We start from the raw sequence: 26306 nt of genomic DNA on the forward strand, positions 1-26306 counted from the left end.
GGGCTATCGACCCCTTCATGCTAGCCGTGATCTTTCGCGGCTCGACTGAGACGCGGCCGGAGCATAGGCGCCCTCGTTCGGTCCTGATTCCTCCTGGCGAGCGCGACGCTCGGCCACGACGAGATTGTCCGGACGCATCGACGGGAATCTCCTGAGGTCGCGCCGGCGGGTCGAGAGGCGCGATCCGAGCTGTGCACCATACGAGGCGTCCCCGTTTCGACAACAAGGAGTCACAGTGAAAAATCCCGAAAAAAGAGACATCTCGATCTCTACGGGTTGGTCTATTCCTCATGAGAACGGCATCGGCCGCCGCCAGCTGGTCGAAGGTGTGGCCTGGTCTCTTCCCGTGGTCGCCTTTGCTGCGGCGACTCCGGCTGCCGCCGCATCGGGGCAGAAGAGCGTCGACCTTCAGCTGACCTCCGTGCAGTGGAATGCACAAGGAGGGGTTGGGGCCGTTCCTCCCAATGCGACATTCAATGCCGATAACGGGCTCTTTGTCGACGCGGAGGTCGTGAACAACGGCCCGGATTCGATCACGGGCATCACCGTGGCTCTCTCGCTACCTTTCGTGCCCAACCAGATGGATCCGGCGAAGCCCCATTACCCGCAGGCGAGCGCGGGATGGTCGTATCAGACAAGCTATAATCAGGGCTCGGACCGCCGAGTCGTCCAGTTCGTCAATTCAGGGCAGACGCTCGCGCCCGGCCAGCGCGTGACAGTTCGTATTCTCTTTTGGACGACATCGGACCCCGGAGTCACGGTGGACAACATCTTCCCCTACGTGTCTTTCCAGCCCTCCAACAGCGACTACGTCGATTCCAATCCGAACAACAACGGTGGTTCGACGGTCAACTCCTACAACGTGCATACGTGATTCTCGTGACCATCGACACCTGACGATGCGGCCCCCGTCGAGATGATGATCTCGCGGGGGCCGATGCTCGTCGGCGGGGCGGAGATCTTTCGAGGGCTGTGCGGTCAGGCGCGGTCGTGCAGGCTGATCTGGTAGCCGTCCGGGTCGGCGAAGGTGATGGTGCGACCGAAGGGGCCGTCGATCGGCGGCGCGACGATCCGGTGCCCGTCGGCCGCAAGGGCGTCGTGGATGGCCTGCACATCGCTGGCGTGCAGCCAGATCGCGACTCCGATGCCGGGGTGGGGCGCGGAGTCGAGGTCGGTGCCCGGAACGATGTCGCGGAGCGCGAAGGCGATCGGAGTCGTCTCGAAGACGACCGCGTGCGGCGGGCCGGCGGGAGATCGGACGAGGCCGAGGTAGTGCTCGTAGAACGCGCGGGAGGCGTCGAGGTCGCGAACCTGGAGTGAGACGAAGTCGGGGCCGGTCACGGGCATGGGAAGGTCCTCCTAGTGTGTCAGTTTCCTTACACGCAGGAGCCTATGTCAGACTTCTGACATGAGTCAAGGAATCGACCTCGAGACCTCGCTCGGATACCTCCTCAAGGAGGCGTCGAGCGCCCTTCGCGTGTCCCTGGAGGCGGTGCTGCGCCCCCTCGGCATGACCGTTACGCACTACTCCTGCCTCGAACTGCTGGCGCAGTGGCCCGGTCTCTCCAACTCCGAGCTGGCCCGCGGTGCCTTCGTGACGCGACAGTCGATGAACGTGCTCTTGCAGGCCCTCGAGCGCGACGGGTTCGTGACCAGGCCCGCGGCGCCCCCGGTGGGAAAGGCTCTGCCGACGCGACTCACTTCCCGGGGTGAGCAGAGTCTCGCGGAGGCCACGCGCGCGGTCCGCGCCGTCGAAGTGCGGATGCTGCGAGGGCTTTCGCCGGAGGAGCGGTCCGCAGCGGCAGGGATTCTGCGGAGCATGATCCGCTCGCTGCGCGACGACGAGACGGAGTCCTCCCCTGACGTCAGGAGCGCCCCAGCACTCTGATCGGCGCCCCTTCCGCCCACGCGTGCACGCTCTCGTGCGCCTCGGTGTAGAAACGCCGAAGCGTGCCCTCGGTGACGTAGCCCAGGTGGGGCGAGAGCACCGTCCGCGGAGCCGCGCGCCACGGCGAGTCGAGCGGCAGGGGCTCTTCGTCGTACACGTCGAGCGCCGCGCCTCCGATCGTGCCCCGGTGCAGGGCGCCGAGCAGCGCGGGCTCGTCGACGAGAGGCCCTCGGGAGGTGTTCACCAGCACGGCACTCGACCGCATCGAGGCGAGCTCACGCGCTCCGATGAGGCCGCGCGACTCGGCAGTGAGTCGCGCGTGGAGGCTCACGACATCCGAGGTGGCGAGCAGCTCCTCCTTCGACACCACCGAGACACCGAACGAATGGGCGCGCTCGGCATCGAGCCGAGGGGTCCACGCGACCACGTCCATCCCGAAGGCCACACCGACCCGGGCCACCCGGGAGCCGACCGCCCCGAGCCCGAGCAGTCCGAGCCGTCGGCCCTCGAGGTCGCCGCCGACCGTGCTCTGCCAGTCGCCCGACCGCACAGCCGCATCCTCGTGCGGGAGGTGCCGGAGAGCGGCCAGGATGAGTGCCCAGGTCACCTCGGCCGCCCCCGTGGACCCGCCGGTCGCTCCGCTGCTCACGAGGATCCCGTGGCGCGTGGCCGCCGCCACGTCGATGGCGGCGTTGGCGCGCCCGGTCGTCACCAGCAGTCGGAGGTTCGGCAGTGATCCCAGCACCGCCTCATCGAAGCGGGTTCGCTCGCGCATGGCGACGACGACGTCGAAGGGGCGCAGCGCCTCGACCACCGCCTCCGTGCCCGGGAGGTGCCGCGTGAAGACGGTGACCTCGGCACCGCCCGGCAGGTCGTGCCAGTCGGCGTAGTCCGTGGCGACGTCCTGATAGTCGTCGAGGATCGCGATGCGGAGGGTGTGCGTCATGCGAACACTGTGGGGATGAGGACGAGGATCAGCCAGCAGATCGCCGGGGCGATCGCCACCACGATCCCGGCGTTGACGAGGAGCTGGCGGTAGAACTGTCCACGGTCGATGTTCTGCGCGTTCGCGAGGACGAGCGCTCCGTTGGTCGAGAACGGTGAGACGTCGACGACGGTTGCGGCGATCGACAGCGCGGCGACGACTCCGACCACGGGCAGCTCGCCCAACTGCAGCAGGGGCAGCGAGAGCGGGATGATCGCAGCCAGCAGAGCGGTCGATGAGGCGAAGGCAGAGGAGACGCCGATCACGTAGCAGAGCACCAACGCGACGACGAGCGGAGCCCCGATGAGCAGCGCCATGTCGGCCAGGTGGTCGATGGTGCCGAGGTCCTCGAGCATCGCGATGTAGGTGATCATGCCGGCCACGAGCAGCACCGTCGGCCAGCTGATGCCTGCGATCGACCTGCTGGTGTTCTTGAGGTCGGTGAACGAGAGCAGGACGCCGGCCGCGATGGCGACGAAGCTGATCGGCTGGTGTCCGATCAGCACGATGAGGAGGATCGCGACGATCAGCGCGAGCGTCAACAGGCGGGTGCGCGTCAGCGGGATGGTCTCGGTCTGCACGGTGTGGGGTCCGGCCGTGCGGATCGATCCGGTGGCCGTGTACTCGAGGGTGCGCACGCGGGACGCGACCGCGTAGGTCACGACGGTGAGCACCGAGAGGAGGGTGTTGATCCCGAAGCTCGAGAGGAACAGCTGCCACGGGTCGAGTGTCAGGCCGGCGTCCTCGACGATGCCGCGAACGAGGACGCCCGAGACAGACAGGGGGGAGAACGCTCCGGCGTGAGCGCCGTTGATGGTCATGATGCCCATGACGAGCGGGCTCATGCGGGTGCGGCCGGCGAAGCTCATCGCGGCGGGGGCGATCAGGGCGACGGCGGCCGGGCTGAAGGTGCCGAGCGAGGTGAGAAACGCCGCGACGAGGAAGAACACCCACGGGATGAGGTAGACCCGGCCGCGCACGGCCTTGATGCAGGCATTCACCATCAGGTCGATGGTGCCGTTCTGTTTGGCCATGCCGAAGAAATAGGTGACGCCCACGATCGTGAGGACGATCGACGCGGGGAACGCCTCCAGGATCTCTTTGTCGTCATAGCCGAAGGCGATGGCACCGACGAGGAAGGCTCCGATGAAGCCGAGGAAGCCGATATTGATCGGGAACACCGTCGCAATGATGAACATCACGACGAGGCCGATGAGGGGAATGATCTCGATAGACGACACTGTCTTCTCCTGAATGAGTGCTGACGAGAGCGCGTCAGTGCGCGAGGGAGTGGTGGGTGAGCAGTTCGGAGTCGGCGATCCGCCGAGCGGCGCGCTGGAGGAGCACGCGGGTGCCCGTGGCGTCGGACTGCACTTCGCAGCGCAGCGGGCCGCCGAGCGTCCCGAGGCGCACCGCGGTGGTCGAGGGATCGACTCCCGCGTTCGTGAGGACGGAGCCCGCCCCGCCGGCTGCGAGGGCGACGGCGACGGCGCTGGTGAGGCCGATCGTGGGGTGCGGGGCGTTCATCGAGAGCATCCGCACCGAGACGTCGTAGTCGGAGGCGGCGACGCGCTCGCCGAGCGACGTCACGTAGTCGACGGCCGGCCCGACGACTCCGACCTTGGGCACCGCGTCGCCCGCGGTCTCGACGCTGGACGCGAGACCCATCGCGACCGCGGCGTGGGCGCGGATGCGGCGCAGGAGCGGCACGTGGGCGAGCACGTCGACCTCTCCTGCGGCGGGGGTGAGGCCGAGGGCGCTCGCCGCGACGAGCACGACGGGCGCTCCCGCGTCGGCGAGAGTGACCTCGAACTCGCTGCCGTCGACCAGGAGGGTCGACAGCGGCTCGCCGAGCGGCCACAGCGAGCCGGTGGTCGAGCCGGCGGGGTCGACGAAGGCCAGGTCGACGGCGGTGCCGGTGCCTCGCACGCCCGGCACCGAGACGTCGTCGGCCTCGTCGCCGGCCACGCGGGCGACGACCACGGCGGAGGTGTTGAGGTTGCGCATCCGCACGGTCGTATGCCCGGTCTCGCCCCGAGGCAGGCCGAACTGCTGGACGGCCCAGAGGGCGACGGCGGTGGCGCAATTGCCGCAGTTGCTTCCCCATTCGACCACGTGGGCGCCGATGGCGACTTGCGCGAAGAGGTAGTCGACGTCGATGTCGGGCTCGCTGCTGCGAGCGATGATGACGGCCTTGGAGGTGACGGACGTGCCACCTCCCACGCCGTCGAGCTGGCGAGGGTCGTCGGCGCCGAACAGTTCGATGAGCAGCTCGGCCAAGGCGTCGCGGTCGGAGGGGACAGCGTCGCGGTCGAAGAGCCAGCACTTGCTGGTGCCTCCTCGCATGAGGGTGGCGGGAATGCGCACGGTGCCTCCTGAGCGTCGGTGATGGGCTCACGCTACGAAGTCGGAGGCTTCGGCAAAATCTCGAACTGCTAAGGCCACGTGAAGCAGAGCTAAAGTCGAGCATGGCCACGTTCGATCTCGTCACCCTCGATTTGCTCCTCGACATCGTCGAAACCTCGACGCTCACGGGAGGCGCTGCGCGTTCGCGGATGACGACCTCGGCCGCCTCCCAGCGCATCGCTAAGCTCGAAAACCTCATCGGCCAACCCGTGCTCGACAGGCTCCCGCGGGGGGTGCAGCTGACCGAGGCCGGCCGCGTCCTCGCGGAGAAAGCGCGCACGGTGCGGCGCGAGCTGCGGGCTGCCGAGGGCGAGCTGGAGGCGATCCGCGGGCTCGAACGCGGCACCGTGCGGCTGGGTTCCTTCCCCACCGTGAGCGCCTCACTCCTCGCGGATGCGCTCAAGGACGCTCACGCCGCCTGGCCGGGCATCGAGATCCGCGTGCAGTCGGCGCTGCGACCGCAGCTCATCGACATGCTCAGCTCGGGCGAGATCGAGCTCGCCCTGCTCTGGAGTTACGCCTGGACCGAGGAGACGGAGAAGAACCTGGCGCTGCGGCGACTCGTGCAGGACGAGACGATGCTCCTCGTGGCCGCCGAGAGCCCGATCCGCGACGGTGTCTCGCTGCGCAGCCTCGCCAAGAGCCCCTGGATCACCCGCAACGGCGGCCACCCCGCGGCCGACGTGCTCTACCGCAGCTGCGCCCGGGCGCGCCTCAGCCCCGAGGTCGTCTACGAGGCCTACGACTATCAAGAGGTGCAGGCGATGGTCGCCGCGGGGGTCGGCATCGCCATGGCCCCCCGCCTCGCGCTCGCCACCCACCGCGACGACGTGCGCGCTGTCTCGTTCCGCGCTGAGGACGCCATTCCTGCGCGCACGATCTATCTCGCGACGCTCGCCCGTCGTGTCGAGACTCCGGCGATGCGGGCGCTGTCGGAGGCGGTCACCAGCGCCGCGCGCGCCTTCGGGGCGGAGGAGTAGCACGTGGCCGATCGACGCCCGACGCCGATAGGGTCTCGGTGCCCGCCCCCGTCCCCTCAGGAGTTCCGATGATCGCGCCCACCGTCCTGTTCGTCTGCATCCATAACGCCGGCCGCTCGCAGATGGCGGCAGGGTACCTCCGCGCGCTGTCCGGCGGTGCCGTGCAGGTGAGGTCCGGAGGCTCGGAGCCGGGCGACCGCATCAACCCCGTCGCGATCGCGGCGATGGCGGAGGAGGGCATCGACATCTCGGGGGCGGTGCCGCAGCTCATGACGACCGGCCAGGTGCAGGCCTCCGATGTCGTGATCACCATGGGGTGCGGCGACGTCTGCCCGATCTTCCCGGGCAAGCGCTACGAGGACTGGGACCTCGCGGACCCGCAGGGCAAAGATCTCGAGCAGGTCCGCTTCATCCGCGACGACATCAAGCGCCGCGTGGAGGCGCTCATCGCCGAGCTGCTGCCAGCAGCGGGCTGAGCGAGGTCGTCACGGGGTCGGTTTCCTGGTCGTGGCCCCGACGCGTCGTCGTGCACATCTATGTCCTGCCGAAGCAGATCCACGTCTGCTCAGTGGAGCACCAGGTCAGGGTCGGATCGGTGGCGATGAAGGTGATGATCGCCCCCACGACAACGACGGTGAAAATCGCGCTCACGCTGACGGTAGTGATCACCAACCAGCGTCCCCGCGCGCGGCCCGCCCGAATGTCTTGCAGTGCCCTATGTGCGAAGAGAAAAGGGAAGGGAACTGCAAACACCATAACGGCGCCGGCAATCGCAGCTGCACTGACCGGCAGCGCGGCATCGCGCATTCTTGTCTCAACGCGCGCGGCTCTCTTCGCCTTTTTCTCGCCGTCCACCGCCTTCTCCAGAGCAGTATGATACTTCTTCATTGCCTTGTCGAAGACCAGGCCGCGCCTGCCACCCGGTAGGCGAGCCGCGGAAAGAACCGCCGCGACCATGAAAGGGATGGTCACCATGAAAAGCCCGACGGCAAGCATGCCGCGCGCAATCGGCGCGGTATGAATGACCTCCCCAGACTGATCGGCGAGCCCTGGCAGTGCGCTCGCCATCCAGTAGAGCAGGCCAATAAGGCCGAACTGAATCACTATCTCCAGCGCGCCCCATATTCTACCGCCTATAAGGCGGTAAACTATTTCTGAGACTAGGAAGTATGCGAGGAAGCTCACCGTAACGGTCACGAGCAACCGAGCTTCGACGACGAGCGGCGCGGACGTTGGTGCAATCCACCACCCCATGGCGGTCAGACACAGCGGGGTGAACAAGAACATGATGCAGTGCTGGATGACGTGTGCTCGACGGGTCAGCGGCTCCGTGTGGTCGGCGTGAATAATTTCTTGCAGGCGTTGGCGCTTTCTCCTGCTCGCCGCCCAGTCAAGGGCGGGGTTTGGATCATCCTCCGTTCGCATCGCGACCTCCGCAGCGACAGTTGCCAGCGCGAGGCTCAGCACACTGCCGGCAACTGTCCTGAACGGGTCTAGGCGTTCTGGGCCAGCGGCCAGCCCGTAAGTGACCACCGTCATGACGCCGAGTAAGATCGCCGCACAGGTGCACCCGAACGCGAGACGATTCAGGACTCGACGAGAAGCGACCTCACGAGCGATGTGCTCACGCGAGCGGTGGGTCGTTGACGGTGTAAGACCGAACCGGATGGTGAAGATGATGCCGGCCAGCAGTCCGTAGCCCGCCACTGTGGTAGCCCCGCTGAACGGAGTGAGCAGCAGCTTGGGTGGGAAAGAGTCGAACGGCAGCCCGGCCTGCAGCTCTGGGGCTACCGCGAGAACGATCAAGATCGCCGCGCCGAGGGCGACGGCTCCCGCCGCCTTCGCTACCGTTTTAAAAATCTCTCTCAGGTACCGCTCTGATTCATCATGAATAGCGAGCGCATCCTTTTTTGAAAAATTGCCTTCTGTCGCCATATCTCCTATCCATCGCCCCTTCTCTTGAGGCCGCCTCGTCGGCCGGAGTGCTGTCTGCGGACGGTATGAGGTGGAATGGCATCCGGTCAACCGGATATGTGCGGGTGGCGCGCAAGGTGACGGAAATCGGCGCCCCTTCTCAGGTGGAGAGAGCGTGACTGACCCCCCTCAGAGGGTGCACCGCTCGGCGGGGTTCGGCTCAGACTCACCGGTACGAGAACGCTCGGACGGTCTGCAAGGTAGAAGGTGAAGTGGTAGTGCTGATGCTGAGCGAGCTCGAGGAGAGCGGCTGGGAGTCTGGATTCGCGAGCTGGATTGTCTCGGTCGCGAACGTCGTGGTGACGAGCCACGCCACCGAACCCAGAACGGGCAGGAGTACGACCGTGATCTCGCGCGACTCATGCACTCGCGCGCGCCTCCGCCGCGCTCCTCCCTCCGATCCCCGTGCCGGCGGTGCAGCTCGACGCGCCAGCTCATCGATGTCATCCATGCACCGTGAGCCTGTCCGGGTCGCGCCTCGTCGTCATGCGAGGTGCAGAGAGGTTTCGCCGCTCGAGCGCACTGGAAATCCGACGCTCGGCACGGCGTACACGGCGCTCCTTCTGAGCGGGGGTGCGGCCATGATCCCTGAGTCGTTCACGGTCGGAGCGAGAAGAGCTCCAGCTACCCGGTCGGAGCGGAGCCGACTCCTCGGAACACGTTCGGGTAGTCGTCGAGTACCTGCCAACGGTCGATCGGCCAGGTGATGACGACCGCGCGTCCCACGACGTCGCTGATCGGAACGAAGCCCTTTCCGGGCAGCTCCTGATTGCGCGAGGAGTCCTGCGAGTTGTAGCGATTGTCACCCATGACCCAGAGGGAGTTGGCGGGCACCGTGACGTCGAAGGTCACGGCGCCAGCGGGCGCGGTTCCTGCCGGCTCGTGCGTATAGGGCTCGATGATCGGGCTGCCATTGACCTCGATCTGGCCGAGCGGATTGCAGCAGGTCACGTGATCGCCGGGAAGCCCGATGACTCGCTTGATGAGGTGATTGTTGCTGTCCGAGACTCCGAGGCCGATGAAGGTGAGGAAGGCGCCCGTCACCTGCGCGAGGCCGCCCTGCGCCGAGGAGGTCTCCGCCGGGTTCAGCCACCCGCCGGGATCGGAGAACACGACCACATCGCCACGCTGCAGCGGGACCACGGAGGGGACCAGCTCGTTCACGAGGATCCGGTCGTTGATCTGCAGCGTGTTCTCCATCGACCCGGAGGGGATGTAGAAGGAGCGCACGAGAAAGGTCTTCACGAGGAAGGAGACGGTGACCGCGACGAGGACGATGATCAGGATGTCGCGGAGGAAGGTCAGCGAACGGCGACGAAGAGTGGGTCGCGGCCTGAGAACAGGCTCAGTCGTCGGTGAGGTTTTCACGGAGGCCCTTCTGCAGCTGCGAGGAGGCCGTCGCATTCCCGTCGTCCGAACTCCGGCAGCCATCATCCCATGAGGAATTCGATGCTCCCTCGTGCCGCGATGACCCGGTCGGGGACACCCCGTCGTCCTCGCTGCGCACCGAGAAAGGGGGTCGACGCATCGACGTGCGACGACCCCCCGCCATTCGGTCTTCTAGCCGCAGCTGCGCGCTCCGTAGGCGGCGGTCGCCGTGGCCACGACGGTCGCGCCTCCGACCGTCGCCGTCGCGGTGACCGTCGCAGTGCCTGCGGCGAGCTGCGAGGCACGCACCGTGTACGCCGCGGAGGCGCTCGCGCCAGGCTTCACGCCGGCGAACGTCTTCACGCCCTCTGAGGTGCGGATCGAGACGTCCATCGGCACGGTGTCGCCATTCGTGGCGACCACCGTCAGCACGACCTTGCCGGCAAGGCAGCGCGACGAGGCCGCCGCGGTCACCTTCAGCGAGGGCTGCACGGTGACGGTCGCCTGCACCGGCATCCGAGATGCGTCCTGCGCGACTCCCGAGACCGTGAAGGTGCCGGGCGTGGCGTAGGAGGCCGGAGCCACCGCCTCCCACACCACGTCGACCGTGCTCGTCGTGCCGGCGGCAGTGGTGATCGCGGCGCGAGGAAGGACGGGCGCGGTGCCGGCCGTTGTCGTAGCGGTGAGCGGAGCGACCGACGCCACCGCGATTCCGGGGGCGAAGCCCTCGAGCACTTTCTGGTACTCCGCGCGCGTCACCGGGATGACCGTGCCGTGGCGGGGCTTGCCTCCGTCAAGGTTCTGCGGGAGGCCGCTGCGGAGCTTGGCCCCGAGCGGCTGCCACGAGTCGCCGTCGGCGAGGTCGTCCGAGCCGAACGGGATGTAGTGGTTCGGTCCACCGTGGTAGTCGGGCTGGTCGATGAAGAGAAACCAGTCGAGACCGTTCACATCATTGGTGTTGGCGGGGAACACGTTCGGGCCCTCGCCGCTGGTGAACGTCCCTCCGGGCTCGCCGTTGGGAAGCCCGGAGGCGACGCGCTCCTTCACGAGCGTCCACTCGTCGGCCGGACCGGTCGGCCCGGGCAGCGAGCCGCTCTCGGTGGCGAGCAGCTCGGTGCTCTTCTCCTCGCGGAGGGTCATCGACGCCTCGTCCTTCGTGAAGCGGTAGTAGGTGTCGCCGTCCTTCGTGATGGTGGAGTCGATGGTGCCCTTGCCCGCGCCGCGCTGGACGTCGATCCATGGCTTCGCCTCAGAGAAGGTGACGAAGTCGTCGGTCGTCGCGTACATCATCTGGTTATAGGTGACTCCGGTGCGGTCGGCCGCGTTCGCGGTCGGGTACATGTTCGATGCCCAGAACACCACGTAGGTGCCGAGCTCGTCGTCCCAGTACGCCTCGGGCGCCCAGGTGTTGCCCGCGAAGTCGGAGGACACCTTCACGTGGCGCTGTGCCGACCAGGTGACGAGATCGGTCGACTCCCACACCTCGATGTGCTTCGAGCCCGAGATCTGCGCCGTGGTGAAGCCTCCCGCGAGCCCGTCGACCTTGAGGTCGGTGGCGAGCATGAAGAACTTGTCGCCCTCGTGCGAGCGGATGATGAAGGGATCGCGCAGGCCCTGCGTGCCCTGCGTCGACGTGAACACCGGCTGGCCGCCGTTGAGCGTGTTCCAGGCGAGCGCGTCGTTGCCCTGGGAGGCGGCGAGGCTCACGCGCTCGGCGCCGGCTCCCTCGCCCGTGAAGAACGCCCACACGTAGGCCTGGGTGTCGTCGGTGCCGGTCGGCAGTGGCGTGAGACGGAGGGTGATGTCGCGCGAGCGGGTGACCGCTCCGCTCGTCGCGGTCACGCGGACCACCACGTCGGTCGCCGCACTGCCGGCGGCGGGACGCTCGACCGCGAGGGTGCTGGTCGCGGCCGCGCTACCCGCGCGGACCGTCACTCCCGTCGGGCTGACGGCGCTCCAGGTGAGGGTCGAGCCAGCGGCGCCGCGCTGGGGGACCGTGACGTCGGTGCGGATGTCGCCGACGTTCGGGATCGAGATCGCATCGAGGTCGCGCTGCACGGTGTCGCTGTCGGCGAGCTGCGCCGCGACCGTCACCGGATAGTCGACCGAGCGGGTGACGGAGCCGACCGAGTAGCTCGCGGTGAGGGTGACGGACGCGTCGGCCGAGCCCGCGGCCGGCCGAGCGACGACTGCGGAGCCGCCGTTCACCGCGATGGCGGAGGAGTTCGACCGCCAGGCGATCGCGACTCCGCTGCTCGTGGTGGGCAGGGCGAAGTCGGCGGTCGCCTCTGTCGGGATGGTGACCGAGGCGACGGCGCGATCGAGCGCCTGTGAGGAGTAGAGGGCCTTCACGGCGTCGCTGCCGAGGGCGCTGTCATAGACGGCGAAGTCGTCCATGTCGCCGCTCCAGCCCGGGTCGTTGTAGGTCGACCGGGCGATGGAGGCCACGAGCGAGGAGCCGAACGACGACACGGTGCGCGCGATGGCGTTCTGGCCGATCTGGGTGCCGTTGACGTAGACGGTGAGGGTGCCGCTGGTGCCGTCGATCACCGTCGTGTAGAGCGAGAGACCGGTGGGGGTCCGGGCGCCGGCGGTGGCGGTGTTGGTCGCTCCCGGTCCGACCTCGGTGGTCCAAGGGGAACCGGCGTTGGTGGCGTTCGTGACGACCGACTTGACGTAGCCCTGTGGGTTGCTGGGGTTGAGCAGCCAGTAGCCCGACGAGAAAGAGGATCCGGAGGCGACCGGCGCGCCGACGAACGCCGCGGCGACGTTGCCGGATCCCGAGCGGTTCGACAGCCAGGTCGAGAAGGTGAGGTCCTTCTTGCCGACGAGACCTGCGGTGGGGATGTCGAGGTAGGGGGCCGTCGAGGCCGAACCGCCGGGGAGGCTGACCTGTCCGTTGCCGAAAGTGGCGCCCGAGCCGCGCAGGGTGGCGTTGTAGCCGTTGCCGCTCGCGTCCGCGATCGTGGTGCCGGTGGGAGCGGTGTCGAAGGTGTAGTGGAGAAGCGGAGTCGGCGTCGCTCCGAAGGCGGAGTTGGGGACGGTCGCGCCGAGAAGCGCTGTGGCAGCGACGGTGGCGACCGTCAGCGCGGTCCTCACCACCGATCGAGATCGTGTCATGCAGGGAGCCCTCGCGGTCGAATGCGAAGACGCCTCCGCGGACGGAGTCGTGCGCCCTCGCACGGAATGTGAACGTCAACACCGTAAGCGGTAGAGCGCTCCCTGACCAGGGGCTGTGCAGGCCCGTGCGACCAGCCAGACCGGCGGCGCGACTGCCTGATCCGGCAGAGTAAACGGCACGACCTCGGCCCGGAAACCCGCCCACTCGGCGACCCGCGACCCCACGTCGTACCCACACAGCAGAACCAGACTCTGACGAGCGCACCGACTGTCCACTCACCCGACCTACGCGCCCAGCGAAAGATCGAGGCTAACCACAATAGCTGTTTTTGACGTCCGGAATGGTTACATAAACCCCTACTCCCGTACAGAGACCTAAGACAGCGGAAGTAGAGAGGAATGCCACGAGAGCCCCCGCAAACGCACATGCGACCGCGTTGATCCCAGGAAGGGCGCAGATAAGGCCTGCGGAGAGGGCTCCTCCAGAGCTGAGGATGAGCTTAATAGTCGTCGAGGACAGGTGCCACGTCGTCCAGTGTGACAAATGCCCCCACAATTCCCCCCAGCCCTCGGGGAGTGCCTCGGAGTGGTCCTCGCTGAGAGAGAAACCCTGAGATGGGTCTGTGTCGATGTTCAAAATTGTCGGTTGAGCCGGGGCCAAGCGACCGTCCTGAGCCGCGCGAACCTCCTGTTCAATGTCTCGACGAGCCGACTCGTAGTCGACGTCAGGTCCGTCTGGTGTCGGCAGCGATTTCTTTGCTTCTATATAAAGCGACGTCAGCTGGTCGATAGAGATGGTGCCAGCGAGAACGTCGGATTCGAATGTTCCTGCTGCTATCGATCCGCCAAGAGAGTCCGCGCCTGCTGCTGCTTGAGCACTAGCCCGCTGCGCGGGCGTAGCGAGAGGTACGGCGATCACCATCACTGTCAGCGCAAGGGCGACGAGCGGGAGCCGTTTCGCGGGAGTCTGCGTGAAGAAGAGTCTAGACATGGTCGTACCTTTCGCAGTTCGGTCGATAGGTGTCATATCGAGGTCGAGGAAGAGGTGGCCGAAATGGTTATAGAGAGCAGACTTCAGGTCGGGGGCCTCTCGAGTGCGACGCCGCGCCGGCTTCCGAGAAGGGACGCCAGCCACCTGAACCAGCGCGGATGTCTCGTCGATCTGCGTGCGTCCTGTCGCAGACCCTTGGTGCCTCCTCCGCCGTGTCGTAGAGAGTGCGGCGGAGGAGGTAGTCGTCACGAGGGAGCGAGCTCGAAGTTCGGCTGTTCCCGGAACACGTCGGAAATGGGCGTGTAGCCGGCCGTTCCTTGCGCAGGTCCGCCCAGGTTGCCACTTTCCGCAATAATTCCGTAAAGAGTGCCGTCGAGACCGGCGACAGGGCCGCCGGAGTCTCCGGGAATAACATTTCCTTCCGAAGCGTTCCGCATGATGGTCAAACCACGTCCATACCCTTCGATCCAAGGATTCGGATGCCAAGCGCACATGACGCCCGATTGTGCACCGCTGGTGCAGAAGCGCTCGTCATGGCCCGGTGTTCCGATTCTTGGGACCGGATAGCTTTGAGGCGCTCCGTAAGAGTTGTCGAGGAAGATCCGACCAACCGCCTGTGGTACATAAGTCCGAACGATTTGACAATGGACTACGGCGGATCGGGGGTCGCAGACCAGTCCACCTTGCGAACGCGGCGGAATTTGGGCGAGGGCAATGTCCCGATCGCTCGATTTCCAGACGATGACGCCCACCTGGCCGGAGCGCGCAGTGCTTACCGTGTCTCCGACATTGCCGCAATGTGCGGCGATCACGACAAATCGGTTCGCTCTGGTGAAGGATGTCAGATTTGCGAAGGCTCCTCGTGACTTGAGAACGGCTCCTACCGTGCAGTCGTGGTTATGCGGAAGAAGGAGCTCGGAGCCCGCGTTCAGCGGGACTACGGCGCGGAACGCCTGTGCGGCGTTGGCCGAGCTCGAGACTCCGAAGGTTGTGCCGAGACACACTATGGCGCCCACGATCATCAGGGTGGCGCGCTGCTTTCGATGGCTGAGTTTCATGGTTCTCCGATTATGTTCGATTGACGTGAAGATGGGGATGCGGTGGACTGAAGGAGAGGAGTGCAGTGATATTAGTTCGGCTCCGCAATCGTGTAGTAATAAGGAAGCGCTCGAAAGACCCGATCTGACGGTATGTAGGCCATCAGGCCTTGCAGGCGATTAATGCCGCGCTTGACGATTATTCCGTAAAATTGTCCTTGAGTCCCAATGACAGGACCACCTGAATCGCCGACTATGACACCGATTCCGGTTCCGAATGCAGCAGCCGCCTCACCTGGAGAGAATCCATCGGAGGGCGTTCGGACTGGAGTCCAGGAGCAATTCACCCCGGTCGAGCTTCCGCTCGTGCAGAATGTCTCATTGCCGCCCGGAAGCGCGGCAGCACGCATGGGCACGGCCTGCTCGCCGAACCTTTCGTTAAGAAAGACGCGGCCGAGGGCGCGGGGGAAGACCTGTTCTTGAATATGGCATTGGCCTCCATCTGACCCGGGATTGCAGTCAAGATGACGGCGCACAGTGGGTTCCACTCGAACCAAAGCCAGGTCATCGTCGGGCGCCCTCCAGGCCACCTCTCCGATGAGTTGGCCAGCGACCTTCACCTGCGCGTTGGGAAAATCGGCGCAGTGTTTCGCGATCAGCAAGTACCGAACCCCTCGCTGAAACGCCGTGATCCGCGAGAGTAGGGCCGTCGAGCGGAGAACGGCACCCACAGTGCATGTTTGAGTTCCCGGCACGTCGAGTCGAGTTCCAGCGACTATGGGGAGTTGAGTGCGAAGCACTTGAGCATTCGCTGGCGCCGGTTGGAGCCCCACGACCATCAACCCTAGCGCCACTGCGAGTGTCAATTTATGGAAAGGTTTTCTTTTGAAATGCAGGGGCATGAGGGTGCGAGCCTTTCTGTCGAGGCATGGTGAGCATCGTGTTCATCGGCCCCACGTCGGAGCGCGAGCCCGGCATACGTGCAAAGGTCGATCGCACGCTTCTCTCCGTCGGTGCGAGGAGAGCAATTCGCAGAGGAAACGATGTGGGCTGGATGATGCGTGTTCTCGGCGATCCTCCGGCAAGCCCGTCTCGCGGGTTCATTGACCGTTCGTAGGCCTGTCTCAGCCCGGGGAGGAGCCGGCGCTCCTACTGGAGCACCGAGCTGTGCGGAGGTGACGTTCTGGCGGTGGAGCGTTCGGAGTGCGGGCGGTGCGACGGCCCCGCGATGAGACGCAGGGAAGTGAGCTCTCGGAGAACAACGCGTCGCGTGAGGGGCAGAGGGGCTTCTTTCTGATGTCCGAGTGGCTCGAAATCAGCCTGCCCTGACGTTCCCTCGCGCCCGCTGGCAATCCTAGACGATCGTCTGATGAAGCTTACAGGCTTGCTGGAGAGGGGTTCGTTCGCCTCGTCGAGTTGGCGTCCGAGCGACGTGCGCCCTCCCCACAGGTCTTGCTCTGTCCTGTGTGATGGGGTAGTCGCCTCTCGCCCCGTGAAGGAGATCATGAGCATGCTCGACACCGTCACCATCCCTCTCGGGACGCCGATCGCGGCCCAAGCCCTTCGGTATACGGCGATGTACGTGGCCAAGCCCTTCGCCGAGGCGCTGCTGGTCTACCGGGACAACGGCACGTACACGATCCTCTCCCCGGGCGAGGACCACCACGGCTGCTACGTGTCGGTCGCGGACCCCGCGCAGTCCCTTCGACACGTGGCCTTCATGTCGTGGCCGTCAGCGGACTGGGACCGCAACGTCGCCTCCCATACGCTGACCTTCGAGCCCGAGACCGGCGCCTTCACGCAGGAGCTCCGACTGCCCGGACAGCCGATTCCACGCGCCCAGCACGGCTTCGCGGTCCAGGTGGAGCGCCCGGGTGAGATCGAGACGAGCGCGGGGTGGGACACGGCGCGGACTCTCTACGGCGCCGCGTTCGCTGCGGTTGAGCTGCTCGCGCGCCAGAACGCGAGCGCATGACGATCGCTCCGCGATGCCGGCGAGAAACGCGTGCACTGTGGAGCTCTCGAGGAGACTTTCGGTTTAGTCAGGTCGCACGGGCTCCGGTGGACGCACCGCCACGAGCGGTTCGACGTCGGGAACGCCCATTGCTTCGATCACAGGCACCCACAGTGATCGGAGTCGCCACGAGAGGTCGGCGTCCGCGTCGGGACGCCCCGCTGTGACGAGACCGAACGATGCCTCGAGGATCACGTGCTCCGCACCCGCCTCAAGCTTCGCAGGCGACATGCCGGCCCGCGACAGCGCAGCGATCAGCTGGCCACGAACGAAGGGGGCCCAGAGGAAATCCCTCGGGATGTCGAGGTCGGTGTGAAGGAGCTCATGGAGCAGGCGAGCCGCTCCGGCTGCGAGTGGGGTGGAACGAATCTCAAGTCCCGCCACGAGCAGCATGGCCGTCAGTCTTTCTACCCCCGCCGGCTCTTCGAGCGATGCCTCCATCTGCACCCAACGCGCCTGCTGACGCCTGATGACCGCCGTAGCAAGTTCAAACTTAGACGGGAACAAGTGGTAGCCGATTGCGGACTTCGGTTTTCCCATTGCTTGCGCAACTCGTGAGAAGCTGGCGCCTTCGTAGCCGTGCGCGGCAAAAGTAGCACCCGCGGCCTCAATGATGGCGTCACGAGCTGCTTCCATGGCTACTCGTCGTCGATCCATCTCTTCCCACCACCCGTCGCGCAATCATACACGAGCGGCCGGAGGGAACTCGTCCCTTAGCTCTTCTCCGGGGTCGAGACCAATCGAAACCGTCTCGGTCTTCGCGGCGAAGCGAGTCGAGAAGGATCTTGTCGGCGTTGTGCACCCGTCGCGATGCATCGCTCACTCGATTCGAGCACGCGCCAGGCGTGAGTGCGACTGGAGAAATGAGTGAGGCACTCGAGTATCTACGTCAGTACTCGAGTGCCTCACGAGAAATGTTCGTTCAGCGGATCACGGCGAGTGCAGGATTGCGGTGGGGATCCCGCTTCTCTCTAGATCCATGAAGTCTATTCGTGCCAATACTGGACGCGCCCATGTGCCTGAGGGTGACGGAGGTCGTAAGCAGAATAGTTGCGGTAGATCTTGTTGACTTCCATGTCGGTGCAAGGGTCGCCCACCGTTCCGGTGCGGGCAGCGAACTCCTCGCAGGTCACCATGCGGTAGTCGTTCTCGGCCGATGAACCGGTCCACGCATAGCCGTAGTAGGCGGCCATCCAGGCCACCTTCTCTCCGCACGTGTCGCTATTGTCGTTCTTCCACACCTTGGTGACCAGGCCGGTCCCGATGGCTCCACTATTTTGCGCAGAGTTGTAGACACCGCACACACGATATCCGGATTCTGCTTGAGCGCTCAGCGGCACTGCCATGGCACCGAGCCCGCCAAGTGTGCCGACGAGCCCAACGCTAAGAGTCGCTTTCAGGAGTGATGGACGCGTGAGTTTCATAGTGAGCGTTTCCTTTCGCCAATTGTGCACCAAAAAACGCCGCTCGATCCGTGTTTCGGCACGTGATTCGGCGGCGAGGCTGGCGTGAGTCGATGGATCGTGCCAGGCGGGCCTCGCCACGCTATCAGACGATCGTCTAGCGGCTACGTAGTTCGGCTGGAGTATCGAACAGAAAAGCTGAGGTGTCGAACAGAAAAGCCGTCTACACCACGGGGAGGGAACGCCCCATCACCGGCGGCCTCGGGGCTGAGGTGCTCGCAACCGGGGAGGTGACGCGGCCCTCGTGTGCGACGACCGACTCCTCGCCGCGCTGCTCGCACCTCTTTTCGCTGCCGCCTGCATCGCGCTCGACCTGGCGGGGCTGTCGTGGGCGGCGCTGGGTGCGGGCGGCTCCGCCCCTCGATCGTGGTCACCGCCGCACTGAGAGGACTCTCATTGACTATGAGCCAAGGTCGTCGCTAACGTTCGCTAGACGATCGTATAGCTTTTTATCAAAGAATTTGGAGCACCATGCACATCCTCTCTCGCCTCCTGTTTTTGTCGGGGTTATTGGAAAGCGTGTTGTGGCGACATGGTAAACGAAAGAGACGGAGCATTTTTCCCGTTTTCATCGGAGCCGTCGCTGCCGTGTGTGTCATGCTGATGGCGGGGGCTCCTGCGTCGGCTGCCACCATCCCACGAAACCCGGACCGCGCCGTCCTGCCGGTCATCGCCGGGTCCAAAGTAGAAACGCCTGCGGGGTCTTGCACGGTCGGCGCGGTCCTCGTGCCGCGCAGTATATTGTCGCGCGTCACCCCTTATCAGCGGGCTACGCGCTGGATCGTCATCGCGAAACACTGCGCGCCACTGTATGCCACGATACACGTGGGCACTCGTGCCTTGGGTACTGTTTCCTGGCAATCGGAAGGGTCCGATATTGAGCTTGTTCGAGTCTCGCCGGCTGCCGACGGAAATGCCCTCCGATGTGCTCCTCAGCACAGTAATCCTTCCTTCTGCAGCCCGGTTCGGACCTATACTCCGCTGGCTAACGGCCAGGCATTCAACCGTTCGGGAGGAGTGATCAGGCGCGTTCCGATTGCGGGTTCCGCGTCGCCGGGAACCGAGAGATTCTGCACCAGCGGTTGGGCAAGTGGACTACAGTGCGTGTGGAACAGAATAAGCATGCCTCGTGGGATCTCCACCCCGCACCACCACTTGGTCGCGGCGGATGCCGATGAGTCTACGAATCTCGATTTTGGAGACTCCGGCGGTCCGGTGTTGAGCTATTCGAATCAGCTTCTGGGGATAATCTCCGGCAACCTGCCTCATTCGACCATCATGCTTTACACCCCCATCGATCAAGTATTGACTGAGCTGTTCAGTTACCAGTTGGCGCCGTCGTCGTAGCACGTCGCCGGCGGGTCATCGAGGTGTGAAGCGGCGTACGGCACGCCGTGCTCCGCCGCGGACGAGGTGGCACGATGTCCGCATGACCTCCGCGCGGCCCGTCCTGCTTGTCGTCGACGTCGCCGATGGCGGCCGCGAGGATCCCGAGTTCGAGCTCGAGTTGCGGCTTCTCACCGCCGCCATCGTCGAGGCGGCCACGCGAGAGGGATTCGTCGTCGACCGCGTGGCCGCGGCGCAGACCGATCGGGCCGAGCTCGACCGCCGGCTCGACGCGGCCGACGCGGTCGTCATCACAGGTGGGGAGGACGTCGATCCGTCGTGGTACGGCGGCCGTGCCGACGACCCTCACCGCGGACAGTCCTTCCCCGATGCCGATGGCGCGCAGATCGCGGTGGTGCGTCGAGCGGTGACGAGTCGCACTCCGCTCATCGGGATCTGCCGCGGCATGCAGCTCGTCAACGTGGCCCTCGGCGGCGATCTGGTGCAGCACCTTCCGGGCGAGTCGCATGTGGGTCGGTCGACGCCGGGCGAGCACCTCTCGGGGATGGTCGACCACCGCGTGACGATCGACGCGGAGAGCCAGCTGGCGCGCATCCTCGGAGCCGTCGAGCTGGAGGTGCGCAGCTCCCACCATCAGGCGGTCGACCGCCCGGGGGAGGGGCTACGCGTGGTCGCGCGCGCTGAGGACGGCACCGTCGAGGCTGTCGAGCACGAGGAGGCTCCGCTCTGGTGCGTGCAGTGGCACCCAGAGGATGTGGCCTCGCGTGGCACCGTGCTCTCGGATCTCCTTGCGGCCGCGCGGGCCGCGACGCGCGCCTGACGGCTCGCCCGCGGACCGACCAGGGGCCGTCTCATCGAGCGAGAACGGACTCCTCCAGGCGGCGTGCCGCCCGAGAGCGGGAGGGTCGCGGAGGCGCTGTCAGGGTCGCGACGGAGGGTCCGGTGAGCACGCGCAGGGTCGCTCCGCGCCCGAGCAGAGTCGTGTGGATGCCTCGTGCGTCGTGTCCGAGGCGGTCGAGCCTCCAGACCACGAGCACGTCTCCGGTGCGGATCGCCGAGACGCATGCCGCCAGGCCCGGGCGCTGCTGGGCTCGGTTCACGACGAGATCGGAGTGGAGCCGGTCGTTCGGCACCCCCGCGTCGAGGAGTGCCATGCGTTGCTGGGCCGGCAGCGCGGGGTCGTCGAACCGCGAGACGCAGGTGTAACCGATGAGCATGGTCGACTCCGTTTCCGACTCCGGCTCGCACCGGCGTCGCTGATACTCCCCGGACTGTCAGCGCCCCAGTGGAGGGGGTCCACCGCCATCCCGTTCCGTAGCGCCACGGTGCCGCTCCGCGGAACGCCGCCGATGTTCACGGTAACATTGTGCGGCCTCTCGCGCCGCACTTCTTCGCGATCTTCGCGGAGGGTCACCGATCGCGTCCGGTCGAGGCGCAGCGTCCATCGGTCATTCTGTGGAGAGCGATGGCCGCCGAACGGGCACTCGCGCGGGCGCTGCCTACAGCGTTGGCCGCGAAGCGCGCCGTATCCGCCACTTCTCTGCACGGTCCCTGAGCCAGCAGGACGACCGGGCAGCTCGACACGTCCGAATCGTGTGCCACGGATGGTGAGCACCGCGGCCCACACGTCGCGACCCTGTCACAAGGAGAAGACCATGACCACCGTCACCCCCACCAGCAGTGCCACCTCCGCCACGAACGGCACCGCCACCTCGGTAGGCAAGAACACCGTCGCCGATGGCGTGGTCGAGAAGGTCGCCGGCATCGCGGCCCGCGAGGTTCCTGGCGTGCACGACCTCGGCGGCGGAGCGGCGCGCGCCCTCGGCGCCATCCGCAACGCGATCAACGCTCAGGATCGCGGCCAGGGCGTCTCGGTCGAGGTCGGCGAGAAGCAGGTTGCCGCGGACATCACGGTCGTCGCCGAGTACCCCGTCGCGCTGCAGAAGCTCGCCGACAGCGTCCGCTCGGCCGTCTCCGACGCCATCTCGTCCGTCGTCGGCATGGAGGTCGCGGAGGTCAATGTGACCGTGTCCGACGTGTACATCCCCTCGGACGACAATGACGAGGAGACCGAGAGCCGCGTCGAGTGATCGCCCGCGTCGTCGGCTGGCGCGTAGCGTCGTGGGAATGAGCCCCACCGAACTCCTCCGCGCTTACGACGAGCAACTGCGAACCGGTGCAGAGACCCCGAGCGCCGTCTCCGTGACCCGTGAGGGACCGCTGCGGTTGGTGACCTTCGCGGGCGGTCGCGGATTCGTCACCTACCGCGACCTCGCGGAGGCGTCGGCCGACGACATCGCCGCCCTCGTCGCGGCCGCACGCGCGCACTTCGAGGCAGCCCCGTCGATCCGATCGGTCGAGTGGAAGACCCGCGGCCACGACCGCGCGCCCGGCTTGCACGAGGCGCTGCTCGCACACGGCTTCGTTCCCCGCGAGACCGAGTCGATCATGGTCGGGCCACTCTCAGCGCTCGTGCGCGACGCGCCGCTGCCGGAGGGCGCCCGGGTGCGACGCGTCGGCGAAGAGACGGAGGTCCGGGCGATGAGCGCGATGGTCGACGCCGCCTTCGGGGAGGACGTCGACATCGCGCTCGCCGACGCGCTGCTCGCCCGCCTCGCGCGCGGTGACGGCATGGAGCTCTGGGTCGCCGAAGTCGACGGACGGATGGTGGCGGGCGGACGCCTCGAGCCCGTCGCCGGGAGCGACTTCGCGGGGATCTGGGGTGGCGCCACTCTCCCCGACTACCGGGGCCGCGGACTGTACCGTGCGGTGACGACGGCGCGCGCGGCGTCGGCCCTCGAACTCGGCAAATCGCTCGTGCACAGCGACTCGACCGAGTACTCCCGACCGATTCTCGAACGCGCCGGGCTCACGCGGGTATCGACGACCACTCCGTACGTCTGGCGACGGTGACGCGTGCCCCACGGAGGCGGGAGAGTGTCGCCCGCTGCGAAGCAGGGCAGCTGCAGGCCCCGGCCGGGTGGCGGCGTGCGCGCCGGCCCGTCAGGGGGTCGGCGGTACGACCTGGTAGCCGCCCTCGACGGCGCCGTCGGGCCGCAAGGTGATCTGGGTGTAGACGGGCGCGCCGTCCCGCTCCGCGGTGCCGCTCACCCGCAGCGGTTGCCCCGCGAAGAAGGCGTCGATCCCGGCGCAGCTCGCGGCGAGCGTGCCGTCCTGGTGCTCGAGGGCGAGACACACCGTGGTGCCGTCCGGCACGGTGACGAGGAGGCGGTCGTCCTGAGCCGTCATGAAGGCCGGGCTGTAGACGTCGGCGCCGCGCGAGATCAGCGTCAGTCCCTGGGGCAGATCGGTGGTGCGTTGCCAACCGTTGAGCAGGGCGGCGATGCGCGAGGCGGTCGTGCCCGTCGCCGAGGCGCTCGGCGTCGGCACGGCGATGTCGCGCCCGTCGCCGTCGGAGAACAGCGCGGAGGCGCCGAGACCGCCGAGCAGTGCGCCGAGCGCGAGCCCCGTGGCACCGATCGCGAGGACCCGCGGGCGCCGTCGACGTCGGATCGCGGCGGGCGGCTCGGCGGAGACGTCCGGCGCGGAGGCGAAGAGATCCTCCGGTGAGTCCAGGCCCGCCGCCGAAGGCGCCTCGGCGGTGTCCTCGGGCGCCGCGGTGTCCTCGAGCTCGTGCAACCGTCGCAGCGCCTCCCGACGCCCGGCGGGATCTCCATCGTCCGGGCGCGCGAAAGCCGCTCTCTCGAGATCCTTGCGCTCGTCGTCGTCGGCCTGCACGTCGCCAGTATGGCGGCAGCGGCGAGCGCCCACGACCGCAGTGGCCGCGTACGGAGGTCGACGGGGAACCTCGCTTGGCAGGGGGGCGCCTCCACCGCAAGGCCTGGAACCCGCTCTCCGGCCTTCGTACGGTGAGCCGACCGACTCGAGGAGCGACTGGCCGACATGATCCGCACCACTGTGACCATCGAGGGCAAGACCTACGGCCTCTCGCAGGGGACCGATGTCGATGAGCTCAAGCAGTCGGCTACGCGAGCGACCCAGGCCGGCGGTGGCCTCGTCGACTTCGTGATCGTCGGCAACCGGCACGTCACCGTGCTGATCTCGACCGGGGTGCCGGTGATCTTCGAAGAGGTCGTGGTCGCCGACGACGATCGTGACACGGGCGATGTTCAGCATCCGTGGGACGACATCGACTATCTCGACTGATCGCCGATCTCCGGCGGAGAGAGTACGTACGTTCTCTCCGTGAGGTTCCCGCCCGTCGGCCGCACCGAGGTCACTCGCGTGCTGACAGGATGCAGAACTCGTTCCCTTCCGGGTCGCCGAGGACCACCCACGAGCGCTCCCCCTGGCCTACGTCGACGCGGGATGCGCCCCTCGCGAGCAGGCGTGCCACCTCGGCCTCCTGGTCGTCGGGCACGAAGTCCAGGTGCAGTCGGTTCTTCGTGGTCTTGCGCTCCGGCACGTCGAGGAACAGCAGGCTCGGTCCGCGCCCCGAGGGGGCGAGCAGCTCGATCCCGTCCGCGTCCTCGTCGACGATGTCCCACCCGAGAGCCTCCTGCCACCAGTGGCCGAGGCGTCGGAAGTCCATGCAGTCGACGATGATCGCTTCGAGGCGGAGGCTCATGTCCCGACGCTAACGCTCGCGTGGCAGGAGGCGGAACCCCGCCACCGGTCGACGCGCCTGCCGAATCGGCACGGGAAGTGGCGTGATCCGCATCGGCGCGCGATCCTCGACGGGCATCCCGTCCACCCCCTGCGCCCCCTCGAGGAGTCCCATGACCACCGCTCGCGAGCACTGGGAGGCCCGCTACTCCGACTCCGGCCGCGTCTGGTCGGGTCGCCCCAACGCCACTCTCGTCGACCTCGTGGGCGGGCTGACGCCCGGACGTGCGCTCGATCTCGGCGCAGGCGAGGGCGGCGACGTACTCTGGCTCGCCTCCCGCGGCTGGAGGGTCACCGGGCTCGACCTCTCGGAGACGGCGCTCACGCGAGCGAGGGAGGCCGCTGCGAGGCAGGGCCTCGACGTCGCCCTCCGTTACGCCGATCTCGCGGGGGACTGGCCCGTCGCGGGAGACTTCGACCTCGTGACCGCGAGCTTCCTGCATTCGATGGTCGAGCTGCCGCGGATCGACATCCTCCGTCGCGCGGCCGAGCTCGTCGCTCCCGGAGGGCATCTCGCGATCGTCTCTCACGTCGCGCCTCCGCCCGGCGCCCGCGAACACCACCACGGAGCCTCCGAGGCGCCTCTCGAGTTGGCGTCGCCCGAGGAGGAACTCGCCGCCCTCGCCCTCGACGCCCGGTGGATCCCGCTCGTCGTCGAGACTCGGGAGCGGGTCGCTTCCGGTCCCGACGGACACGAGGTGCCGCTGCTCGACGGCGTGCTCCTCGTGCGGCGCTCCGCCACGGACTGAGCGGCGCTCACGCGCCTTTGCGCTCGAACGGGCCGCCTCCGACGTCGCGGACGCTGCGTCCCGCGCGGACGGCATGCCCGCGCAGCACGAGCAGTGCCTCCAGAGGGCTGAGTCCCGACGCCCGCGCCAGGAACGCGGCAGCTGACCACACCTTCCGGTCCGTGAGAAGGTGCTCGCTCCGCGCGACACGGATCTCGCCCTCTGCGGCGGCGGCGAGCACGGCGCGCGCGAGGAGCGTGGCGAGGTGCTCGGCGAGGTCGAGGTCGGGCGGATCGAGCGGTGTGCGGCTCGACAGGGTGACCGCGCCGATGTCGAGCGGCCCGTAGGAGACGGGCAGCGCCGTCAGCGCGCACAGACCGTTCGCGAGGAGGGCGGGCGCGAGATGCGGCCACCGCGCCAACTGCTCCTCGGCGTCGAGCGGAGGGAGGACGGCGAGGTTGCCGAGGGAGGCGTCCCATGCCGGACCCTGCCTTGCTCGTGCCTGCGCGCGGTCGAGCACCGCGGCCGAACGGCTCGTCGCGGCCAGCGTCTCCACGGCGAAGGGAGCCGCGAGCGTGCACACCGCCGCCGCGTCGATCGGCAGCAGCTGAACGAAACGGGCCAGAGCGCCGAGGAGGTCGGTGCTCGTGCCGGAACCCACGCGGGGTCTCCGTCAGCGAGCTTGAAGCGATCTCGTCTGGTCGTTCATGGTGTTCCCCACGTAGGAGGTGCTGCCGGCGAAGCCGAAGCTGTTGCCGCCGAAACCGGTGCTCGAGAAGATCTTCACGGTGCATCCGGAGTACGTCGCGAAGGAGCTGACGCGTCCATACCAGCTCGAGCCGATGTCGCTGACCGATTTGATCGTGCTGCCGTTACACGTCGACCCGCTCGACACCTCGTAGTAGGAGCCGCCGTAGTTCGAGTCGTCGTAGAGGCGTGTGACGACGTAGCTCGCGAGCACGGCGGCAGGGCCTCTCGCGGCGGTACTCGCCGGCCCTTCGATGACGACGACACCGGTCTCGTCGTAGACCTTCGCGTGCAGGTCCTCGTCGACCGGTGCGCAGATCTCGCGATCGAGCTCGATCATGAAGATGCAGTTCTCGGCGGAATCGTCGGCCGCGGCGGCGGGCGCGAGGGCGGTAGAGGGCACGAGGACCCCCGCAAGAAGGAGGAGCGTGGCGCCCACCCCGGCGGCGCGACGGCGCGCCACAAAGTCCCTGTTCGTGGACATGTTTCATCTCCCCAGATGAGTGCGCTCCCGCCTGATAGCGAGAGCGTGCTCAGCATGACGACGCCCGCAGACGAGTGTCAAGTGACGGGCGAATCCCGAGAGATCCGAGGAATGTTGAGACGATCGAGAGGGAGCGGACACCACGAGA

The 26306-nt window shown here is 66.9% G+C and carries 27 protein-coding genes; 11 read left to right on the top strand and 16 right to left on the bottom strand.

The annotated features are described in order from the left end of the window. Positions 1–235 precede the first annotated feature (235 nt). Positions 236–874: a hypothetical protein gene (locus ITJ45_RS01085; protein ID WP_194607000.1), complete on the top strand. Its 639-nt coding sequence runs from the start codon at positions 236–238 to the stop codon at positions 872–874. Positions 875–978: 104 nt separating this feature from the next. On the opposite strand, the gene ITJ45_RS01090 is transcribed toward ITJ45_RS01085, so the two are convergent. Continuing rightward, on the bottom strand, positions 979–1347 hold the full coding sequence (locus ITJ45_RS01090; protein ID WP_194607002.1) for a VOC family protein: 369 nt from the start codon (positions 1345–1347) through the stop codon (positions 979–981). 61 nt (positions 1348–1408) lie between these two features. Here ITJ45_RS01090 and ITJ45_RS01095 point away from each other — a divergent pair, with 61 nt between their 5' ends. Next, entirely contained in the window at positions 1409–1888 is a 480-nt protein-coding gene (locus ITJ45_RS01095) for a MarR family winged helix-turn-helix transcriptional regulator (protein ID WP_194607003.1), read from the top strand. Here the strand turns inward: ITJ45_RS01095 and ITJ45_RS01100 are convergent. The 3 genes from ITJ45_RS01100 to ITJ45_RS01110 are packed head-to-tail and all read right to left on the bottom strand — an operon-like array spanning position 1866 to position 5240. Continuing rightward, positions 1866–2834 (bottom strand): D-2-hydroxyacid dehydrogenase family protein, encoded by a 969-nt coding sequence (locus ITJ45_RS01100; RefSeq protein WP_194607005.1) that lies wholly within the window; start codon positions 2832–2834, stop codon positions 1866–1868. The genes ITJ45_RS01095 and ITJ45_RS01100 overlap by 23 nt on opposite strands. Further along, positions 2831–4114, bottom strand: coding sequence for an SLC13 family permease (locus tag ITJ45_RS01105; RefSeq protein WP_194607006.1), 1284 nt, complete (start codon positions 4112–4114; stop codon positions 2831–2833). The genes ITJ45_RS01100 and ITJ45_RS01105 overlap by 4 nt, the downstream gene beginning before the upstream one ends. A gap of 34 nt (positions 4115–4148) precedes the next feature. Then, positions 4149–5240 carry a PrpF domain-containing protein gene (locus ITJ45_RS01110; RefSeq protein WP_194607007.1) on the bottom strand — a complete coding sequence of 364 codons (1092 nt, stop codon included), beginning with the start codon at positions 5238–5240 and terminating at the stop codon, positions 4149–4151. 101 nt (positions 5241–5341) lie between these two features. Here ITJ45_RS01110 and ITJ45_RS01115 point away from each other — a divergent pair, with 101 nt between their 5' ends. Then, on the top strand, positions 5342–6259 hold the full coding sequence (locus ITJ45_RS01115; protein ID WP_194607008.1) for a LysR substrate-binding domain-containing protein: 918 nt from the start codon (positions 5342–5344) through the stop codon (positions 6257–6259). A 68-nt stretch (positions 6260–6327) separates the two neighbouring features. Then, positions 6328–6735, top strand: coding sequence for an arsenate reductase ArsC (locus tag ITJ45_RS01120; protein WP_194607010.1), 408 nt, complete (start codon positions 6328–6330; stop codon positions 6733–6735). A 58-nt stretch (positions 6736–6793) separates the two neighbouring features. Here the strand turns inward: ITJ45_RS01120 and ITJ45_RS01125 are convergent, their stop codons facing one another. The 5 genes from ITJ45_RS01125 to ITJ45_RS01140 all read right to left on the bottom strand — a co-directional run bounded on the left by ITJ45_RS01125 (position 6794) and on the right by ITJ45_RS01140 (position 14770). Further along, complete coding sequence (locus tag ITJ45_RS01125; protein WP_194607012.1) at positions 6794–8194, bottom strand: hypothetical protein; 1401 nt, start codon at positions 8192–8194, stop codon at positions 6794–6796. Between the two features lie 663 nt (positions 8195–8857). Next, positions 8858–9601, bottom strand: a complete 744-nt coding sequence (gene lepB / locus ITJ45_RS01130; protein ID WP_416365251.1) for a signal peptidase I — start codon at positions 9599–9601, stop codon at positions 8858–8860. A 192-nt stretch (positions 9602–9793) separates the two neighbouring features. Beyond that, positions 9794–12721 carry an immunoglobulin-like domain-containing protein gene (locus ITJ45_RS01135; protein WP_194607014.1) on the bottom strand — a complete coding sequence of 976 codons (2928 nt, stop codon included), beginning with the start codon at positions 12719–12721 and terminating at the stop codon, positions 9794–9796. A gap of 310 nt (positions 12722–13031) precedes the next feature. Beyond that, a complete protein-coding gene (locus tag ITJ45_RS13900; RefSeq protein WP_194607015.1) occupies positions 13032–13712 on the bottom strand; it encodes a hypothetical protein in 681 nt (226 codons plus the stop codon). A gap of 245 nt (positions 13713–13957) precedes the next feature. Further along, positions 13958–14770, bottom strand: a complete 813-nt coding sequence (locus ITJ45_RS01140) for a hypothetical protein (RefSeq protein WP_194607016.1) — start codon at positions 14768–14770, stop codon at positions 13958–13960. A 1483-nt stretch (positions 14771–16253) separates the two neighbouring features. Here ITJ45_RS01140 and ITJ45_RS01150 point away from each other — a divergent pair. Then, positions 16254–16724, top strand: a complete 471-nt coding sequence (locus ITJ45_RS01150) for a hypothetical protein (protein ID WP_194607017.1) — start codon at positions 16254–16256, stop codon at positions 16722–16724. A gap of 63 nt (positions 16725–16787) precedes the next feature. On the opposite strand, the gene ITJ45_RS01155 is transcribed toward ITJ45_RS01150, so the two are convergent. Together ITJ45_RS01155 and ITJ45_RS01160 are read right to left on the bottom strand one after the other, a co-directional pair. Beyond that, the gene (locus ITJ45_RS01155) at positions 16788–17399 is read right to left on the bottom strand and encodes a helix-turn-helix domain-containing protein (RefSeq protein ID WP_194607018.1); all 612 of its coding nucleotides are present in this window, start codon (positions 17397–17399) and stop codon (positions 16788–16790) included. 350 nt (positions 17400–17749) lie between these two features. Beyond that, the gene (locus ITJ45_RS01160) at positions 17750–18187 is read right to left on the bottom strand and encodes a hypothetical protein (RefSeq protein WP_194607019.1); all 438 of its coding nucleotides are present in this window, start codon (positions 18185–18187) and stop codon (positions 17750–17752) included. Positions 18188–19348: 1161 nt separating this feature from the next. Here ITJ45_RS01160 and ITJ45_RS14385 point away from each other — a divergent pair. Further along, a complete protein-coding gene (locus tag ITJ45_RS14385; protein WP_416365253.1) occupies positions 19349–19573 on the top strand; it encodes a trypsin-like serine protease in 225 nt (74 codons plus the stop codon). Positions 19574–19655: 82 nt separating this feature from the next. After that, complete coding sequence (locus ITJ45_RS01165; protein ID WP_194607020.1) at positions 19656–20393, top strand: gamma-glutamyl-gamma-aminobutyrate hydrolase family protein; 738 nt, start codon at positions 19656–19658, stop codon at positions 20391–20393. Positions 20394–20424: 31 nt separating this feature from the next. On the opposite strand, the gene ITJ45_RS01170 is transcribed toward ITJ45_RS01165, so the two are convergent. Next, positions 20425–20790 (bottom strand): recombinase family protein, encoded by a 366-nt coding sequence (locus ITJ45_RS01170; protein ID WP_194607021.1) that lies wholly within the window; start codon positions 20788–20790, stop codon positions 20425–20427. Positions 20791–21228: 438 nt separating this feature from the next. Here ITJ45_RS01170 and ITJ45_RS01175 point away from each other — a divergent pair, with 438 nt between their 5' ends. Beyond that, entirely contained in the window at positions 21229–21663 is a 435-nt protein-coding gene (locus tag ITJ45_RS01175; RefSeq protein ID WP_194607022.1) for an Asp23/Gls24 family envelope stress response protein, read from the top strand. A gap of 37 nt (positions 21664–21700) precedes the next feature. Beyond that, a complete protein-coding gene (locus ITJ45_RS01180) occupies positions 21701–22486 on the top strand; it encodes a GNAT family N-acetyltransferase (RefSeq protein ID WP_194607023.1) in 786 nt (261 codons plus the stop codon). A gap of 90 nt (positions 22487–22576) precedes the next feature. Here ITJ45_RS01180 and ITJ45_RS01185 read toward each other — a convergent pair whose 3' ends face one another. Beyond that, the gene (locus ITJ45_RS01185; protein WP_194607024.1) at positions 22577–23311 is read right to left on the bottom strand and encodes a hypothetical protein; all 735 of its coding nucleotides are present in this window, start codon (positions 23309–23311) and stop codon (positions 22577–22579) included. Between the two features lie 165 nt (positions 23312–23476). On the opposite strand from ITJ45_RS01185, the gene ITJ45_RS01190 reads away from it, so the two are divergent. After that, positions 23477–23740 carry a hypothetical protein gene (locus ITJ45_RS01190; RefSeq protein WP_194607025.1) on the top strand — a complete coding sequence of 88 codons (264 nt, stop codon included), beginning with the start codon at positions 23477–23479 and terminating at the stop codon, positions 23738–23740. Between the two features lie 70 nt (positions 23741–23810). On the opposite strand, the gene ITJ45_RS01195 is transcribed toward ITJ45_RS01190, so the two are convergent. Further along, positions 23811–24161: a VOC family protein gene (locus ITJ45_RS01195; protein ID WP_194607026.1), complete on the bottom strand. Its 351-nt coding sequence runs from the start codon at positions 24159–24161 to the stop codon at positions 23811–23813. A 151-nt stretch (positions 24162–24312) separates the two neighbouring features. Here ITJ45_RS01195 and ITJ45_RS01200 point away from each other — a divergent pair, with 151 nt between their 5' ends. Beyond that, the gene (locus ITJ45_RS01200) at positions 24313–24948 is read left to right on the top strand and encodes a class I SAM-dependent methyltransferase (protein ID WP_194607027.1); all 636 of its coding nucleotides are present in this window, start codon (positions 24313–24315) and stop codon (positions 24946–24948) included. A gap of 7 nt (positions 24949–24955) precedes the next feature. Here the strand turns inward: ITJ45_RS01200 and ITJ45_RS01205 are convergent, their stop codons facing one another. Then, positions 24956–25588: a hypothetical protein gene (locus ITJ45_RS01205; RefSeq protein WP_194607028.1), complete on the bottom strand. Its 633-nt coding sequence runs from the start codon at positions 25586–25588 to the stop codon at positions 24956–24958. 12 nt (positions 25589–25600) lie between these two features. Beyond that, a complete protein-coding gene (locus tag ITJ45_RS01210; RefSeq protein ID WP_194607029.1) occupies positions 25601–26158 on the bottom strand; it encodes a hypothetical protein in 558 nt (185 codons plus the stop codon). Positions 26159–26306 lie beyond the last annotated feature (148 nt).

The sequence above is a fragment of the Rathayibacter sp. VKM Ac-2879 genome (assembly GCF_015351245.1).
Classification (GTDB): Bacteria; Actinomycetota; Actinomycetes; order Actinomycetales; family Microbacteriaceae; genus Rathayibacter.

Excerpts from the sequence above, each read along its gene's own strand:
- ITJ45_RS01090 (WP_194607002.1), bottom strand. The coding sequence starts at position 1,347 with ATGCCCGTGACCGGCCCCGACTTCGTCTCACTCCAGGTTCGCGACCTC.
- ITJ45_RS01190 (WP_194607025.1), top strand. The coding sequence starts at position 23,477 with ATGATCCGCACCACTGTGACCATCGAGGGCAAGACCTACGGCCTCTCG.
- ITJ45_RS01100 (WP_194607005.1), bottom strand. The coding sequence starts at position 2,834 with ATGACGCACACCCTCCGCATCGCGATCCTCGACGACTATCAGGACGTC.
- ITJ45_RS01200 (WP_194607027.1), top strand. The coding sequence starts at position 24,313 with ATGACCACCGCTCGCGAGCACTGGGAGGCCCGCTACTCCGACTCCGGC.
- ITJ45_RS01160 (WP_194607019.1), bottom strand. The coding sequence starts at position 18,187 with ATGAAACTCACGCGTCCATCACTCCTGAAAGCGACTCTTAGCGTTGGG.
- ITJ45_RS01140 (WP_194607016.1), bottom strand. The coding sequence starts at position 14,770 with ATGAAACTCAGCCATCGAAAGCAGCGCGCCACCCTGATGATCGTGGGC.
- ITJ45_RS01115 (WP_194607008.1), top strand. The coding sequence starts at position 5,342 with ATGGCCACGTTCGATCTCGTCACCCTCGATTTGCTCCTCGACATCGTC.
- ITJ45_RS01125 (WP_194607012.1), bottom strand. The coding sequence starts at position 8,194 with ATGGCGACAGAAGGCAATTTTTCAAAAAAGGATGCGCTCGCTATTCAT.
- ITJ45_RS14385 (WP_416365253.1), top strand. The coding sequence starts at position 19,349 with ATGCCTCGTGGGATCTCCACCCCGCACCACCACTTGGTCGCGGCGGAT.
- ITJ45_RS01175 (WP_194607022.1), top strand. The coding sequence starts at position 21,229 with ATGACCACCGTCACCCCCACCAGCAGTGCCACCTCCGCCACGAACGGC.
- ITJ45_RS01180 (WP_194607023.1), top strand. The coding sequence starts at position 21,701 with ATGAGCCCCACCGAACTCCTCCGCGCTTACGACGAGCAACTGCGAACC.
- ITJ45_RS01165 (WP_194607020.1), top strand. The coding sequence starts at position 19,656 with ATGACCTCCGCGCGGCCCGTCCTGCTTGTCGTCGACGTCGCCGATGGC.
- ITJ45_RS01170 (WP_194607021.1), bottom strand. The coding sequence starts at position 20,790 with ATGCTCATCGGTTACACCTGCGTCTCGCGGTTCGACGACCCCGCGCTG.
- ITJ45_RS01120 (WP_194607010.1), top strand. The coding sequence starts at position 6,328 with ATGATCGCGCCCACCGTCCTGTTCGTCTGCATCCATAACGCCGGCCGC.
- ITJ45_RS01150 (WP_194607017.1), top strand. The coding sequence starts at position 16,254 with ATGAGCATGCTCGACACCGTCACCATCCCTCTCGGGACGCCGATCGCG.
- ITJ45_RS01155 (WP_194607018.1), bottom strand. The coding sequence starts at position 17,399 with ATGGAAGCAGCTCGTGACGCCATCATTGAGGCCGCGGGTGCTACTTTT.
- ITJ45_RS13900 (WP_194607015.1), bottom strand. The coding sequence starts at position 13,712 with ATGTCTAGACTCTTCTTCACGCAGACTCCCGCGAAACGGCTCCCGCTC.
- ITJ45_RS01195 (WP_194607026.1), bottom strand. The coding sequence starts at position 24,161 with ATGAGCCTCCGCCTCGAAGCGATCATCGTCGACTGCATGGACTTCCGA.
- ITJ45_RS01210 (WP_194607029.1), bottom strand. The coding sequence starts at position 26,158 with ATGTCCACGAACAGGGACTTTGTGGCGCGCCGTCGCGCCGCCGGGGTG.
- ITJ45_RS01135 (WP_194607014.1), bottom strand. The coding sequence starts at position 12,721 with ATGACACGATCTCGATCGGTGGTGAGGACCGCGCTGACGGTCGCCACC.
- ITJ45_RS01095 (WP_194607003.1), top strand. The coding sequence starts at position 1,409 with ATGAGTCAAGGAATCGACCTCGAGACCTCGCTCGGATACCTCCTCAAG.